We start from the raw sequence: 15,819 nt of genomic DNA on the forward strand, positions 1-15,819 counted from the left end.
CCTCCCGATGGCCGACTCCGTATGGGTGGCGGCAACCCGTTCAGCCGACCATAGGACCAGTGCGACCGCCGACCGGAGGACCCCCGTTCTGCTAGATTGGTCTATACCACGCCCGTTGAATTCACGTCTCCAGATCGGCAGGCCCACGTGGAAGTTGTCATCGTCCCGGACGCCAGGGCAGGCGGCGAGCTCATCGCGGAGTCGATCGCCGCCCTGTGGCGCCGCAAGCCCGACGCGCTGCTCGGGGTGGCCACCGGCTCGACCCCGATCCCGATCTACGACGCGCTGACCGCCAAGGTCGCCGCCGGTGACGTGGACGTGACGCGGGCCCGCGTCTGCCAGCTCGACGAATACGTCGGGCTGCCCGCCGGGCACCCGGAGTCCTACCGCGCCACCGTCATCCGCCAGGTGGTCGAGCCGCTCGGCCTCGGCCCCGACTCCTTCATGGGCCCGGACGGCTCCGCCGAGGACGTGCAGGCCGCGTGCGAAGCGTACGACCTGGCGCTGGCCTCGGCCGGCGGCGTGGACCTCCAGATCCTGGGCATCGGCACCGACGGACACATCGGCTTCAACGAACCCTGCTCCTCGCTCGCCTCGCGCACCCGGATCAAGACGCTCACCGAGCAGACCCGCGTCGACAACGCGCGGTTCTTCGGCGACGACATCGACCAGGTGCCGCACCATGTGATCACCCAGGGCATCGGCACCATCCTGGAAGCCCGCCATCTGGTGCTGCTCGCCACCGGCGAGGGCAAGGCCGAGGCGGTCGCGCAGACCGTCGAGGGCCCGGTCGCGGCCGTCGTGCCCGCCTCCGCGCTCCAGCTGCACCAGCACGCCACGGTCGTCGTGGACGAGGCCGCCGCCTCCAAGCTGAAGCTGGCCCCCTACTTCCGGCACACCTTCACCAACAAGCCGGTGTGGCAGGGCCTGTAGATCTTCCTCCGCGTACGACGGTGCCGGGCACCCCAGCGATGGGGTGCCCGGCACCGTGGCATGCCGACCGGGATCAGGCGTCGGCGAGCACCGGGAAGCGGATGCGGGTGGTGCACAGTGAGACGACGAGCGCCGACGCGGCGACCGCGCCCATGCCCCACACAAGACTGGTGCCGCTCGCTATGAAGCCGATCATGGCGGGGCCTGCCAGCAGACCCGTCGTCCCCATGGCCGCGACGAGCGCCAGGGCGTCCGCGCCCTGCCGGGCCGCGGCGACGTACACGCACGGCGTGACGGCCGCGATGCCGAGCCCGACGCAGGCGAAGCCGAGCAGCGTCGGGACCACCCCGCCCACCAGCAGGGCCACGGCGAGGCCCATGCCGGCCAGCGCGCTTCCGGCCCGGACGATGCGGGCGTCGCCCCAGCGGGAGCGCCAGCCGTCGGCGAAGACGCGGGCGAGCACCATCATGACCGAGACCACGGCGATGCCCAGGGGGGCGAGCTGTGCCGCCGCGTTGACCACGTCCTTCAGGTAGAGCGCCGACCAGTCGTTCATGGCGCCCTCGGTCACGGTGCCGAACGCCATGGCCAGTCCCATCCAGATCGTTACGCGGGTCGGCAGGCGCAGCCCGCCCCGGCGCTTGTCCTCGGCGGACCCGGCGGCCGGTTCCGGTTTCTGATCCTCCGTCAGCAATCCGCTCCGGGTGACGAGCACCAGCAGCGCCAACAGTGCCGTCGCCACGGCGAAGTGGGCGGTCAGGGCCGAGGAGAGCGAGGTGACGCCGGAGGCGAGCAGCGCGGCGAACAGCGAACCGGCGCTGAAAGTCGCGTGCATCTTCGCCATCGTGGTGCGCCGGTACGCCACCTCAAGCGCGGCCGCCTGCGCGTTCATCGCGACGTTCAGGCAGCCCACCGCCACGCCGTCGCAGCACACGATGAGCAGGGTGACCGGATAGTTCGGCGTGAGAGCCAGGGCGAGCAGCACCAGGCCGAGGCAGAGCGCCGACACCAGGGCGAGCCGGCGCGAGCCGAGCCGCCTGGTCAGGATCGCCACGAGCGGGAAGGAGACGGCGGCGCCCGCTCCGCAGACCATCAGGAGCAGACCCAGCTCCGCCTCGGACAGGTCGAGCCTGCTCTTGAGCGCGGGTATCCGGGAGACCCAGGTGGCGTACTGGAACCCGAGGAAGCAGAACAGTGCCGCGATCGCCACTTGCGATCGACGGTATTCGTCGCGCATGCGAAACATCCGGATTCAGCCTACTTCCAGGGACATGTACATCGCGTTCGCGCCGTAGCTCGCCGGGAGCTCGACCTCGGGATGGGGCCGGTAGCCCAGGCGGCCCCACAGGACGTCGGCGCCCCGGACGGCCACCATGGAGATCCGCTCGAACCCCAACTCCCGTGCCGCGACGAGCAGATGGGTGAGCAGAGCCGGGCCGAGGCCCCGGCCGCGCAGTTCCTCGGCGATCACCAGGTCGTGCGCGTGCAGGTTGCGGGAGTCGAAGCCCAGCTCCTCCGCCCGGCTGAGGTCCGGGCAGGAGAACGGCGGGTAGGGCAGCGCGAGCAGATAGCCCCCGACGCGCCCCTCGTGCTCAAGGACGAAGCAGGTGCCGGGAGCGTGGCGGGACTTGAGCGCCGCCCGCCCCTCGGAAAGGCCGTCCCGCGCATAGGCGCCCGCCTCCAGCGCCACGATCGTGTCCCAGTCGCGCTCGGCCAGCGGGCGGACAAGGATGTCGGTGTCCAGCAGGGGCATTTACTTCGAACCTCCGATGCAGGTGTACGGCAGCGGGTCGAAGCCGTTGAAACCCTGGGTCGTGTAGCCGACGGCGTACGCGCCGCAGGAGTGGATCCACACCGGATCCCCGGAGGCGGCAGCCGCCGGCACCCGGACCGGACCGCCCTCCCGGGCGAACGCGTCGTCGCTGTCGCAGGTGGGTCCGGCGACCATGGCGTCCACCCGCTCCCCGTCTTCGTGGCCGGGGAACTCCAGGCGGTACTGCAACTCGTCCATCTCGTAGAGGCCGTTGAACTTCCCGCAGCTCAGGTAGAGCCAGTTCTCGCGCTCGCCGTCCAGCTGCCGCCGGGAGGAGAGCCGGGACACATGGGCCCGGATGGCGCCGTGGTCGGCGACCAGATGGCGCCCCGGCTCCATGAGGAACTCCAGCGGCGACGCCGACTCCCCGCTCAGCCTCTCCATGCCTTCGCGGAGCACCGCGAACATCTTGTCCAGCGGCGGATCGAGCGGCCGGCCTCGCCGGTCGAGGCAGCCGAGGGCGGGCAGACCGCCGCCGAGATTGATCCGGTCGAGCGCGATGCCCCGCCGGTTGAGCGCCGCCAGCACGTCCCCCAGCAGGTCAAGCGCGCTGCGCCAGGCCTCGGAGGTCATCTGCTGCGAGCCGACGTGCACGGAAAGACCCGACGGCGTGAGGCCGGCCGCCCGCGCCGCCTCCAGGACGAGCACGGCGTCCCGGGCCGAGCAGCCGAACTTCCGGCTCAGCCCCCACAGCGCGCCCTCCCCGCTGGTGGCGAGCCGGCAGAACACCCGGGAGCCGGGCGCGTGCGCGGCGATCGCGGCCACGTCCTCGACGCTGTCGGTGGCGAAGTCCCGTATGCCCAGGCGGTAGGCGTCGGCGATGTTCTCGTCCGACTTGATGGTGTTGCCGTAGTGGACGCGCTCCGGGGGCACGCCGGTCTTGAGGGCCTGCTCGATCTCCTGCGGGCTCGCCGCGTCGAAGCCCGCGCCCTGTGCCGCGAGGCAGGCGAGCACCTCGTCCACCGGGCAGGCCTTCATGGCGAACCGGACCGATACGCCGGGCAGTTCGCGCAGCAGCTCCCGGTGCTGGGCCTCGATCCCGGTGAGGTCGAAGACGATCCGGTCGTCGTCGGCGTCCGCCAGGGCGGCCCGGATGGCTGTGCTGTCAGGCATCGTGGGCGCTCCGGATCGGGCCGCCGGCGGTCAGGGGCTCGGCCCGGCCGGCTTCGATCAGCGGTGCCCACGCCTCGATGAGCAGCGCGAAGTCCTCGATGTCGGCCTGCGCCTCGTCCAGGAGGCGCTCGCGCAGGGGCACCAGATGATCGGCGAACTCGGCGTACCTGCCGCCCAGTTGGTGGTAGCAGCGGTCGATGACGTCGAGGCGCCGGACGTTCTCGGCCCGGTCCTCGGCCGCGCTGCGCCCGGCCAGCTCGGCGATCGTGGCCGCGCGCACGTGGTGGCGCGTGTCGAGCAGCGCCCCGCCCGCCGCCTCCATCGCGGTGTAGATCGGGTAGAGGTAGAGCATGGAGAGCAGGAACTTCGTGAACCTGAGCTGGTAGGCGGTGAAGCCGGGGCCGCTCCGCCGCTCGGGGGTGTAGTAGTTGACGATGTTGCGGTTGTGGACGACCCCGGGCAGCGTCGAATCGCGGACCAGGTGCAGCAGGAAGTAGTCGCTGCCGATGGTGCTGGTGGCGGGCAGCAGCGGCACCCGCTCGTACACCTCGTGGTCGAGCGCGATGTTGCACATGTCGACCCGCCAGATGTCGGGGGTGCCCAGGGTCGACTCGTCGCCGGTGAACGGGTCGGTTCCGGCGCCGATGAAGGACTCCTCGACCAGCTCGCGCCGCTCCTGCTCCGACGCCCCGGCCTCGGCCCACAGGCCGACGACCTCGTAGTAGACGTCGGGGTCGAGTTCGCGCATCTCGCCGATGTCCACCGACAGCTCGCCCACGAAGGAACTGCCCACCATCGCCACCGGCTTGTGGGCGTCCGCGGGGTCGAGAAGGCTGCGCGAGACGCCGGGCACGGCGTCCGCCGCCCGCTTCCCGAGCGAGAGCAGTTCGTGGTGGATGGGGAAGACTGGCCGGCCGTCGTGGATCTGGTAGCTGCTGTCGGAGTCCCTGCGGTGCACGGAGGCACATCCCAGGGCCGCCGCGATGAGGAAGGCCCGGTTGGTGCACGCCCCGTACGAGACGTCCGAGGGCAGCATGAGGTCGAGCAGCAGATCGGGCTTGGGGAGCGCGGACCGCTGGATCACCCGGTGCAGGAAGTCCCGCTGCGCGGCCTCGTCGAGGTGGTGCACGACCACGTTCGCCGTCCCGTGCAGGGCGCCCGCGACCCGGGCGTGCTCGGCGAAGGCGTCCTCGTCGCAGGAGTCCAGGATCAAAAGGTGCACCTCGACGCCGAAGTACTCCGCCGCGTGGGCGGCCTCCTCGCCGAGCGCCGAAATCGTGTCGGCGCAGGGCCTGTTCGTGGGCAGGGTCAGGCAGATTTTGCGCATGACAGCTCTCCGGTCGACTGCTCCGTGTGCTCGTCGCGCCAGGTTTCGAGCCCCAGCAGCTTGGCGCCGAGCTCGTTCAGCGAGGCGGCTTCGTACCTGAGCGACTCGTGCCGTCGCGCGTCGCCGACCAGCGTCTTGTTCCAGTCGGGGGTGCTCAGGTGGCGCCAGGACTCCACGCGGGAGCGCCGCAGCTCCTGGCTCGACTCCAGCGCCGGCATCATCGAGAGGTACTGGACGGCGCGGACACCGTTGTCAGAGCTGTTGCGGGCCACGCCGTGCGCGAGCATCCCGTTCCAGATCAGCAGGTCACCGGCTTCGAGTTCGGGCCGGATCACGGGGAACTCGGCGCGGTCGACTCCGGGCCTGATGGGGTCGCGGTCGGCGGGCTGCTCGGTCTTCCACTGCTCGAAGCGCCGGAAGAGCTCGGGCGAGCACTGGAATCCGCCGTGGTCCGGGCGGGTGTCGTTGAGCGCGATGATGCCCTGGACCCGCTGCGGCAGCACGCTGAGCGTGGTGTCCACGTCCCAGTGCAGCTCGATGTCGAAGCCCGTGTCGGTGGGCTCGATGAGCGCGCGGTCGCGGTTCTTGACGTTGGGCGGGTTCAGGTTGAGCCGGTCCAGGGTGACCCACAGCTCCTCGCAGTCCCACACGTCGACGAAGGCGTCGTACACGCGCTGGGTCTGCCGGCTGTCCCAGATGAGCTGGTGGTGGTAGGCCTCGACGAAGCCGTAGACGTACAGGTGCCGCTCCAGGTCGGTGGCGAATTCCCGTTCCTCGTACCAGGTTTCGGGGCGCGCGGGATCGAGGCCCTGGAATTCCCACGCGAAGTCGAGCAGGCTCCGCGCCGCCGCCGCGGGTATCGCCTCTTTCACGACCACGTAGCCATACGTCTGCCAGAACGCGAAGTCCTCCTCGGAAAGCACCCGCAGCGGCCGGGATTTCCTGATGTCCTTCAGCGGGGTTCGGGCCAGATACGTCTCACCGCCGTCCGAACTGAAGTAGGGAGTGTCCGAAGAGGCTCGATAGAGATAGGGGTCGGGCGTCGGCATGCAAGGGCTCCAAAGCTCGAAATGGGGTGTGGACAAGAAGATTTCGTACGAGGCACACGGGGTCACGGCCGTCCGACGGTCAGTGATTGACCTGGGAGGATCCAGGGGTGTCCGGCCGCTCCCCCCTTCGTGCGCGCACATCCCAATTCCCCCAAGGAAAAGGAATGTTACGAACGCGTACGGTCACTCACACCGCGAAAGCGTGCGGCATGGGGAAAGGCGTGCGGGTTTCGCAGTCCCACCGAACTTGCTTTCTTCCAAGCTGGACTAGACCAACTTGCGGTGTCAACCCCCGTATTACAGAGATCGATTGACATACTGTCAAACGCGCGGAGACCGCCAGGCCACACCCCCCTCCGCAGGCCGAAGGGCCCGAGCGGGCCATGCGATCTGCCCTCGTGGACATCCAAACCCGGGGCTTGCGTACCGTTCCGTGGCGGCGCGGGTCCCGGGTCCGGACATGCCGAAGAGGCGGAGTGACAGCCCGCCGGCTGTCACTCCGCCTCTTCGGCCTTGCGGTCCTAGACCCCGGTGATGGCCTCGGCGGCCGCGCGGCCGCACACCCGGGCCGCGCCGTGCGTGGCGATGTGCAGGGCGCCGCGCGGCGTGGCGCGGGGCACGCCCATCTCGACCACGACCGTGTCCGGGCGGGCCGCGAGGAGTCCGTCCAGGGCCGCCGCCATCCAGGGGTGGCGGTGTTCGTCGCGTACGACCGCGACGATGCGGCGCTCACCGGCCGCCGCGAGCACGTCGGCGGCGGCGCTGTCGGTCCCGAAGGTGCCGCCCTCGGTGCCGGGCAGCAGGGCGGCGAGCTCGCCGCCGATGCTCCAGGGGGTCTCGCTGCTCACCGCGATGTTCATGACGGGCGTGAACGTCGCCACGTACGGCGCCGTCTCCAGCGGACGCCAGGACGGCGCCGCGGTGACGCGGGCGGCCCGGCGTGCGGCCACCAGGCCGATGTCGCTGCCGGTGCCGGGCGCGGTCCCCTCCTGCACCGCCGCGCCCGGCGCCGCCACGTCCCCCCTGGCCTGCTGGGTCCACGCCGCCAGCGCACGTACCCGTGCGGCGGCGTCGGCCAGGCGTTCCTCGGCCAGCTCGCCGTCCCGTACCGCCTTGACCAGCGCGTCGCGCAGCCGCAGTACGGTGCCCTCGTCGGCCAGGCCGCCGCCGACGCACAGGGCGTCGGCGCCCGCCGCGATCGCGAGGACGGAGCCTCGCTCGATGCCGACCGTCCCGGCGATGGCCTGCATCTCCACCGCGTCCGAGACGATCAGCCCGTCGTAGCCGAGCTCCTCGCGCAGCAGTCCGGTGAGGATGCGCGGGCTGAGCGTGGCGGGACGGGCGGGGTCGAGCGCGGGAAGAAGGATATGCGCGCTCATGACCGACTTGGAACCCGCCGCGATCGCGGCGCGGAAAGGCACCAGCTCACGCTGGTGCAGCGTGTCGAGATCCACATCGATGCGGGGCATCGCGTGGTGCGAGTCGACATTGGTGTCGCCGTGGCCGGGGAAGTGCTTGGTGCAGGCGGCGACCCCGGCGGCCTGGAGGCCCTCGATGTAGGCGGCGGTGTGCCGGGCCACCAGGTCGGTCTCGGCCCCGAAGGCCCGTACCCCGATGATCGGGTTGTCCGGGTTGGAGTTCACGTCGGCGGACGGCGCCCAGTTGAGGTTGACGCCGCACTCGGCGAGCCGGCGGCCGAGTTCGCGGGCGACCTCGCGGGTCAGCTCCACGTCGTCGACCGCGCCGAGCGCGAGGTTGCCGGGGAAGGAGGAGCCGGTACGGACCTCGATCCGGGTGACGTCACCGCCCTCCTCGTCGATGGCCACCAGGAGGTCGTCCCGCTCGGCCCTCAACTGGGCGGTGAGCTCGGCCACTTGGGGCGCGGAGACGATGTTGCGGCCGAACAGCCCGACGGAGGAGAGGCCTTCGCCGATGCGGCGGAGCAGCCAGTCCGGCGCGCTGGTGCCGGTGAACCCGGGCTGGAGGACGGCGAGCGCGTCGCGGGTCAGTGTGTCGGAACCCGTGGTCATTGTCGTCATGGGGCGGGGTTATCCCTTCACTGCGCCGGCCGTCAGACCCGCGGCCATCTTGCGCTGGACGAGGAGGAAGAGAACCACGATGGGGACGGCCATCATCGTGGATCCGGCCATCATGGGGGCGTACTCGGTGCCGTGCTGGGTGGTGAAGTTGGACAGCCACACGGTCGCGGTCTGGTGGTTCTGGCTCATCAGCATCAGGGCGTAGAGGTACTCGTTCCACGCCTGGATGAAACCGTAGACGGAGGTCGCCACCATGCCGGGGGCGAGCAGGGGGAAGACCACCCGGATGAAGGCGCCGGTGCGGCTGCACCCGTCGACCATGGCCGCCTCCTCCAGCTCCTTGGGGACGTTGACGATGAATCCGCGCAGCGTCCAGACCGTGAAGGGCAGGATGAAGGTCAGGTACGTGATGATCAGGCCCGAGAGCTTGTCGTACTGGCCGAGGTCGTTGAGCAGCAGGAAGACCGGGATGATCATGGCGACCAGCGGCACCATCTGGACCGCGAGGATGCCGACGATGACGACCTTGCGGCCGCGAAAGGCGAAGCGGGAGATGGCGAGCGCGGCGAGCAGGCCGACCGCGATGCCGATCACGACCACGACCACGGAGACGGTCAGGGACCGCCCGATGGAGCCCCAGAAGTCGCCGATCTGGAGCGCCCGCCGGAAGTTGTCGAGCGTGAAGTTCGTCGGGAACAGGTGCGGATCGGGGTCGATCGCGTCCTTGGCGGGCTTGAACGCGGTGTTCAGCATCCAGTAGACCGGGAAGCCCGCGGTGACGAAGACGAGCAGGCCGAGCAGGTTCCAGCCGAGCTTGGTCTTCTTGCGGGCGGGGCGGGCGAGCGCCGCGGTTGAGGCAGCCATGACTACGCCCCCATTTCCGTTCGCGGGGCTCACTCGACGTCCCCGATCTTGAGCATCTGGCGCATGTACACCGCGATCACACCGAGCAGCAGGATCACGGTGAGCAGGGCGATCGCGGAGCCCTGGGAGTAGTCGTTGACCACGAAGGCCTTCTCGTACGAGTACGTGGTGAGCAGCTGGAAATCGGCTTCGGGGTGGCCGCCGCGCATCACGAAGACCTGAGGGAAGACGCCCATGTCCCAGATGACGGAGAGCGTCGCGAGCATCACGATGATGGGCTTGAGGATCGGCATGGTGACGTGCCGGAACACCCCCCAGGATCCGGCGCCGTCGAGCCGGGCGGCCTCTTCGAGTTCCTTGGGGACCTGGGTGAGGCCGGCACTGAGCGTGATGACGACGAACGGCACCGCGCCCCAGACCACGAGCAGCATGATGACGGCGAGGCCCTGGGTGCCGTCGGCGAACCAGTTGTGGCCGTGCATCTCGACGCCGGGCAGCTGGCTGAGCAGCCAGTTGAGGACGCCGAAGTCGGAGTCGAACATCCACTTGAAGACGGTGATCGCCACGACGATGGGCATGCCCCAACTCGCCACCAGGGCAATGTTGATGAGCGTCTTGACCCAGCCCGAGACCCGCTGGAGCAGCAGGGCGATCAGCATGCCGATGACCATGGTCAGGATGACCGCGGTGGCGGCGAAGAGGATGGTGCGTACGACGACGTGCCAGAACTCGGCGTCACCGAGGACGTTGCTGAAGTTGTCGAAGCCGACCGACTCGGCGGCCTGGAATCCCCACAGCTGCGGCTGCCCGAACTTCTGGAAGGACAGGGTGACCAGACGGACCAGCGGATAGCCGAGGACGAGCGCGAGGACGAGCAGACAGGGTGCGAGCAGTGCCCAGGGCACCGCCGCTCCCCCGCCCGTGCCGCGCTTCTTCCCCGGCTTGCCGGGTTGACCGGATCCAGCACCCGGTAGTGGGTCGCGCCGCGCCGGCGGCACCTTGGCGGTGGTTGTCTCTGCGGCACTCATCGCGTGCTCCTGGTGATCCCTCTCTGGAACTGGCCGGGCAGGGCCCCGTCGTGGTGACGGGGCCCTGCCCAAAGGTCACTTGGTGTTGATGACCTTGTCGATCGCGGCGTCCGCGTCCTTCGCGGCGGCCTCGACCGTCTGCTTGCCGGTACCGATGTTCTGCAGCATGGTCTGCAGGACCTGGGCCTTCTCGACCTGGCCCCAGCCCGGCGCCATCGGCACGAACCAGCTGGACTCGGCCGCGGTGGCCGGAACGGCCGTCTTCGGGTCCGACTTCAGCGGTGCGAGGTCCGTCTTGTTGTTGGGCAGGTTGCCCTTGGCGATCAGGCCCTTCTGGCCCTGGGTCCCGGTGAGCGCGTTGATCCACTCGGCCGCGAGGCCCTGGGCCTTGGACTTGACCGGGACGGCGAGGTCCGAGCCGCCGAGGAAGACCGGCATGGCCTTGCCGGACGGGGCCGGCATCACAAAGCTCTCGATCTTGTCGGCGAGCTTGCCGACCTTGTCGTTCTCCGGCAGGGCGGCGTTGGCGCCCTCCCAGGCCGGGCTGAAGACGAGGCCGGACTTGCCCTGGCCGTAGACGATCGGGCGGTCGGACTCGTCCTTGGTCTTGTCGCCCTTCATGTACTTGTCGACGACGTTCTTGAACTCGGTGAGGCCCTTGACGGACTCCGGCGAGGACAGGTTGGCCTTGAACTGGCCGCCGTCCTCCTTCGCGATGGAGCCGCCGGCGTCGTACACGAAGGACATGGCCGCGTACCAGTCACGGGTGGGCTGGTACCAGGCGCTGAACTTGTCGCCCTGCTTGGCCTGGATCTTGTCCAGGTCGGCGGTCAGCTCGGGGTACGTCTTCGGGGTCGCGGTGATGCCCGCATCGGCGGCGATGTCCTTGCGCCAGGTCGCCGTGCGGCCACCGGCGTAGTAGGGGACGCCGTAGGTCTTGCCGTTGTAGGTGACGGAGGACTTGAGGCCGTCCAGCCAGGCGGCGGAGTTGTCGAACTTCGAGGGGTCGACCTCGGCGAACGCGCCCTTGATCGAGTAGGACAGCATCTCGGTGTTGCCCATCTCGACCACGTCCGGCGCCTTGTCGGTGGCGAGGACGGCGTCCAGCTTGGCGTTCTTGTCCGGCCAGCCGTAGTACTCGTGGTTGATCTTCAGACCGGGGTGCTTGGCGATGATGGCGTCGTCCGCCGCCTTCACCAGTTCGGGCCAGTTCTTCTGCGCGTCGACCGTCAGCCAGACGGTGAGTTCCTTGGCGTCGCCCCCCGCGGCGCCGTCCTTCTTGTCACTGCCGCCGCAGGCCGCGGCGCCGATCATGATGCCCGCGACGCCGATTGCCGCGATGAGCTTGCGCTTCACGCCACTCTCCTCAGGGATGACTGAAACCCCCCGCCCACCGCGATGCCACATACGACGAGTACTGCCCGTGGGGCTGGGTTCTGGTCTTTAATGGTTTAGACCAGTACCGGGAGCTTGGCCTAGACCTTTAGGGGTGTCAAGAGTCGATAAGAACGCCGAGACCGTCCGTTATCGGACCGACACCTCGCCGTCCACGACTCCCCACAACTCGCCCCCCACCGGCCCCGTTCACGGCCCGTCGGCCCGCCCGGCCCACCCTCCGGAACACCGCCTGGGCTTTAATGGTTTAGACCAACTTGCATACTCCCCCGCACGTCCGCCGCGCGGCGGTGTATAAGAAGGCTGTCGATCGCGTTACCCGACCGACACCCTGACGGAGGGCGACGACCCGTGACCGGTCCGTGCCACCATGTGAGCCGCGACAGACGGAGGAGCCGGTGACGGCAGCAGCGCACCACTCGGGAAGGCAGGCCATGGCCACCGACGGGAGCGGCAGCGAGACGGAGGCGGGCGCCGGCGCCCGTACCGCCCGCGTGCCCAAGTACTACCGGCTCAAGCGCCACTTGCTGGAGATGACGGAGACCCTGCCGCCCGGCACCCCGGTGCCGCCCGAGCGCACCCTCGCCGCCGAGTTCGACACCTCCCGCACCACCGTGCGCCAGGCCCTTCAGGAGCTGGTCGTCGAGGGCCGCCTGGAGCGCATCCAGGGCAAGGGCACGTTCGTCGCCAAGCCGAAGGTCTCCCAGCCGCTCCAACTCTCCTCGTACACCGAGGACATGCGAGCCCAGGGCCTGGAACCGACCTCACAGCTCCTGGACATCGGCTACGTCACCGCCGACGACACCCTCGCCGGGTTGCTCGACATCACCGCGGGCGGCCGGGTGCTGCGCATCGAACGGCTGCGCCTGGCGAGCGGCGAGCCGATGGCCATCGAGACCACCCACCTGTCCGCCAAGCGCTTCCCCGCGCTGCGCCGCTCCCTGGTCAAGTACACCTCGCTCTACACCGCGCTCGCCGAGGTGTACGGAGTGCGCCTCGCGGAGGCCGAGGAGACCATCGAGACCTCGCTCGCCACCCCGCGCGAAGCTGGGCTGCTCGGCACCGATGTGGGCCTGCCCATGCTGATGCTGTCCCGCCACTCGCTCGACGGCGACGGCGAGCCGGTGGAGTGGGTGCGGTCGGTCTACCGGGGCGACCGGTACAAGTTCGTGGCGAGACTCAAGCGCCCCACCGACTGACGGTCCACCAGCCGGCCGTCCACCGACTGACGATCCACCGGCTGACGGTCCGCCGACTGACGATCCACCACATCCGCGCCATCGTCCGCTATCCGGACGGGGGTTCCCTTGACCGGCGACGTCCCCTAGATTTCCTGCGCATTACCGAAGTGATCCAACACACAGGTGATCGTGAGGGGACGGAGCCACCCAATGCCGGAATCGACGGAAGTGAAGAGACCGGTGATCACGCCCTTGCGCGTGGTCATCGCGCTCTGCCTGATCGCGCCCTTCGTGGCGATGATGTGGGTGAGCTCGTACGCCAAGACCGACCCGAAGCTCGGCGGCATCCCGTTCTTCTACTGGTACCAGATGCTCTGGGTGCTCATCTCCACCGCGCTCACGATGATCGCGTACAAGCTCTGGCAGCACGACCAGCGCTCGCGCACCTCTGACGAGAAGGGGGGTGCGTCCGCGTGAAGCATGGCGTGAACGGCGTCGCGCTCGGCGTCTTCATCTTCTTCTTCCTGGCCGTCACGGTCCTCGGCTTCATGGCCGCCCGCTGGCGCAAGGCCGAGAACGAGCACACCCTCGACGAATGGGGCCTGGGCGGGCGCTCGTTCGGCACCTGGGTCACCTGGTTCCTGCTCGGCGGCGACCTCTACACGGCGTACACCTTCGTCGCGGTGCCCGCCGCGGTGTACGCGGCGGGTGCGGCGGGCTTCTTCGCCGTGCCCTACACGATCCTCGTCTACCCGCTGGTCTTCACCTTCCTGCCGCGCCTGTGGTCGGTCTCGCACAAGCACGGCTACGTCACCACCTCGGACTTCGTGCGCGGCCGGTTCGGTTCGAAGGGCCTCTCCCTCGCGGTCGCGGTGACCGGCATCCTCGCGACGATGCCGTACATCGCACTCCAACTGGTCGGCATCCAGGCCGTGTTGGACGTCATGGGCGTGGGCGGCGAGTCCAGCAACTGGTTCGTCAAGGACCTGCCGCTGCTCATCGCCTTCGCGGTGCTCGCGGCGTACACCTACTCCTCCGGGCTGCGCGCCCCCGCGCTGATCGCGTTCGTCAAGGACGGACTGATCTACCTCGTCATCGCGGTCGCGATCATCTACATCCCGATCAAGCTGGGCGGCTTCGACGCCATCTTCAGCGCGGCGCAGCACAAGTTCGCGGGGCCGCCCGGCGGGAAGCCCACCGGGGCGATCGCGCCCGGCGAGGCGAGCCAGTGGACGTACGCCACCCTCGCGCTCGGCTCGGCGCTCGCGCTCTTCATGTACCCGCACTCGGTCACCGCGACGCTGTCCTCGCGCAGCCGCAACGTCATCCGCCGCAACACCACGATCCTGCCGCTGTACTCGCTGATGCTGGGCCTGCTCGCGCTGCTCGGCTTCATGGCGATCGCGGCGGGCGTCAAGGTCACCAACGGCCAGCTGGCGATCCCGCAGCTGTTCGAGGACATGTTCCCGGACTGGTTCGCGGGCGTGGCGTTCGCGGCGATCGGCATCGGCGCGCTGGTTCCCGCGGCGATCATGTCGATCGCCGCGGCCAACCTGTTCACCCGCAACATCTACAAGGACTTCATCAAGCCGGACGCGACGCCCAAGCAGGAGGCCCAGGTCTCCAAGTTCGTGTCGCTGCTGGTGAAGGTCGGCGCGCTGGTCTTCGTCCTCACCATGGACAAGACGGTGGCCATCAACTTCCAGCTGCTGGGCGGCATCTGGATCCTTCAGACCTTCCCGGCCCTGGTCGGCGGCCTGTTCACCCGCTGGTTCCACCGCTGGGCGCTGCTCGCGGGCTGGGCGGTCGGCATGGCCTACGGCACGCTCGCGGCGTACGGGGTCGCCTCGCCCACCCAGAAGCACTTCGGCGGCTCCTCCAAGGAGATCCCGGGCATCGGCGAGATCGGCTACATCGGCCTCACCGCGTTCGTCCTGAACGTGGTGGTAACGGTGGTCCTGACCTTCGTCCTGCGCGCCGTGAAGGCCCCCGACGGCATCGACGAGACCTCGCCCGCCGACTACACCGCGGACGCGGGCGACCCGGGCGTCGCCACGGAGCTGCCGGCGACGGCGGGCGCGGTGCACTGAGTTCTGGCGGTACCTGTACGCGGAAGGGCCGCCGCATCCCGGAAGGGTGCGGCGGCCCTTCTGTGCGCGTTGGTCAGCGCACCCAGTCCTTGAGCTGCTCGGTCTGGAGGGTGATGTTCACCGGGTCGGGAAGCTCGATGTCCTTACCGAAGGGCACGGTGCGGATGCTCTCGTAACGCATGCCGTCAGGCTCGCTGCGGACGGTGACCTCGCAGCGCTCCCGGTCGATGAGGAGGTACACAGGGATTCCGGTCTCTGCGTAGGCGCGCGGCTTCTCGTTTCGATCACGCGCGTCCGTGTCGGAGTCGTACGAGGTGACCTCGACAACCATGAGGACGGGTGCCGGATCAGCCCACTCCCCCTGCCCCACAAACGCGTCGTCCGGAGCCATGGACGCGTCCGGGCGCGCGCGACCCGAACGGTATTCCTGAACCGCCAACCCCCGCTCGACGTGAAGCCACAACTCAGGCCGATGCTGCATACAAATGCGAGCCAGCCACAGAACGATTCGGTCGTGGTCCCCGTCCGGCACGGCCTTGACCCCCAGCTTCCCGTCAATGAATTCAAGCCGCAGCCCCTCGACCTCGCGGGCACCTACGCGCGCGAGGGTCTCGAAGTCTTCGGTCTGCATCTGGGCCCGGTAAGTCATGACGACCATGCCTCACTCGCCTTCCTCGACGGTCTGTCATCGACCATAGCGGAGGCCGCTGACACTTGCCCGGCTTCCATCCGATGCCCCCTCACGCACACGCGACACAACATGTGGGGGGTGCTCTTGGCAGTGCCCCCCACATGTATGCTCATCCTCGCTGTCGCCGCAGGGGAATCCGGTGCGAATCCGGAACTGTCCCGCAACGGTATGACCCGTACCCCTTTGTACGGGCCGAGTCCGAAGACCTGCCGATGGCGCATCCGGTTCGACCGATCCGGGTGCCAAACGTCCGGGTCTCGCGGTTGGGCCGGTGGACGACGCGCTCAGGGCTGCCC

The 15,819-nt window shown here is 69.1% G+C and carries 14 protein-coding genes and 1 riboswitch; of the genes, 4 read left to right on the top strand and 10 right to left on the bottom strand.

All coding sequences use genetic code 11. The features are described from left to right. Positions 1–147: 147 nt before the first annotated feature. Positions 148–933: a glucosamine-6-phosphate deaminase gene (gene nagB / locus OG522_RS12955; protein WP_329463124.1), complete on the top strand. Its 786-nt coding sequence runs from the start codon at positions 148–150 to the stop codon at positions 931–933. Between the two features lie 73 nt (positions 934–1,006). On the opposite strand, the gene OG522_RS12960 is transcribed toward nagB, so the two are convergent. The 9 genes from OG522_RS12960 to OG522_RS13000 all read right to left on the bottom strand — a co-directional run bounded on the left by OG522_RS12960 (position 1,007) and on the right by OG522_RS13000 (position 11,522). Beyond that, the gene (locus OG522_RS12960) at positions 1,007–2,179 is read right to left on the bottom strand and encodes an MFS transporter (RefSeq protein WP_329463125.1); all 1,173 of its coding nucleotides are present in this window, start codon (positions 2,177–2,179) and stop codon (positions 1,007–1,009) included. A 6-nt stretch (positions 2,180–2,185) separates the two neighbouring features. Further along, the gene (locus OG522_RS12965) at positions 2,186–2,686 is read right to left on the bottom strand and encodes a GNAT family N-acetyltransferase (RefSeq protein ID WP_329463126.1); all 501 of its coding nucleotides are present in this window, start codon (positions 2,684–2,686) and stop codon (positions 2,186–2,188) included. After that, positions 2,687–3,859: a type III PLP-dependent enzyme gene (locus tag OG522_RS12970; protein ID WP_329463127.1), complete on the bottom strand. Its 1,173-nt coding sequence runs from the start codon at positions 3,857–3,859 to the stop codon at positions 2,687–2,689. Then, entirely contained in the window at positions 3,852–5,186 is a 1,335-nt protein-coding gene (locus OG522_RS12975; protein WP_329463128.1) for a DUF6271 family protein, read from the bottom strand. Before OG522_RS12975 ends, OG522_RS12970 begins: the two co-directional genes overlap by 8 nt. Then, a complete protein-coding gene (locus OG522_RS12980; protein ID WP_329463129.1) occupies positions 5,168–6,235 on the bottom strand; it encodes a phytanoyl-CoA dioxygenase family protein in 1,068 nt (355 codons plus the stop codon). Before OG522_RS12980 ends, OG522_RS12975 begins: the two co-directional genes overlap by 19 nt. A 521-nt stretch (positions 6,236–6,756) precedes the next feature. Then, positions 6,757–8,274, bottom strand: coding sequence for a glycoside hydrolase family 3 protein (locus OG522_RS12985; protein WP_329463130.1), 1,518 nt, complete (start codon positions 8,272–8,274; stop codon positions 6,757–6,759). A gap of 9 nt (positions 8,275–8,283) precedes the next feature. Continuing rightward, positions 8,284–9,138: a carbohydrate ABC transporter permease gene (locus OG522_RS12990; protein WP_329463131.1), complete on the bottom strand. Its 855-nt coding sequence runs from the start codon at positions 9,136–9,138 to the stop codon at positions 8,284–8,286. A gap of 29 nt (positions 9,139–9,167) precedes the next feature. Continuing rightward, a complete protein-coding gene (locus OG522_RS12995; protein ID WP_329463132.1) occupies positions 9,168–10,166 on the bottom strand; it encodes a carbohydrate ABC transporter permease in 999 nt (332 codons plus the stop codon). 75 nt (positions 10,167–10,241) lie between these two features. Then, on the bottom strand, positions 10,242–11,522 hold the full coding sequence (locus OG522_RS13000) for an extracellular solute-binding protein (protein ID WP_329463133.1): 1,281 nt from the start codon (positions 11,520–11,522) through the stop codon (positions 10,242–10,244). 473 nt (positions 11,523–11,995) lie between these two features. Between OG522_RS13000 and OG522_RS13005 the strand changes: the two genes are divergently transcribed. The 3 genes from OG522_RS13005 to mctP all read left to right on the top strand — a co-directional run bounded on the left by OG522_RS13005 (position 11,996) and on the right by mctP (position 14,832). After that, a complete protein-coding gene (locus OG522_RS13005; RefSeq protein WP_329467562.1) occupies positions 11,996–12,760 on the top strand; it encodes a GntR family transcriptional regulator in 765 nt (254 codons plus the stop codon). 192 nt (positions 12,761–12,952) lie between these two features. After that, positions 12,953–13,219: a DUF3311 domain-containing protein gene (locus OG522_RS13010; protein WP_329463134.1), complete on the top strand. Its 267-nt coding sequence runs from the start codon at positions 12,953–12,955 to the stop codon at positions 13,217–13,219. Next, the gene (gene mctP / locus OG522_RS13015) at positions 13,216–14,832 is read left to right on the top strand and encodes a monocarboxylate uptake permease MctP (RefSeq protein WP_329463135.1); all 1,617 of its coding nucleotides are present in this window, start codon (positions 13,216–13,218) and stop codon (positions 14,830–14,832) included. The genes OG522_RS13010 and mctP overlap by 4 nt, the downstream gene beginning before the upstream one ends. Positions 14,833–14,905: 73 nt before the next feature. Here mctP and OG522_RS13020 read toward each other — a convergent pair whose 3' ends face one another. Further along, entirely contained in the window at positions 14,906–15,490 is a 585-nt protein-coding gene (locus OG522_RS13020) for a Uma2 family endonuclease (protein ID WP_443074689.1), read from the bottom strand. Between the two features lie 101 nt (positions 15,491–15,591). Beyond that, positions 15,592–15,751, top strand: a riboswitch (cobalamin riboswitch). The last annotated feature ends 68 nt before the right edge of the window (positions 15,752–15,819 follow it).

Origin of the sequence: Streptomyces sp. NBC_01431 (assembly GCF_036231355.1) — a bacterium.
Taxonomy (GTDB): Bacteria; Actinomycetota; Actinomycetes; order Streptomycetales; family Streptomycetaceae; genus Streptomyces.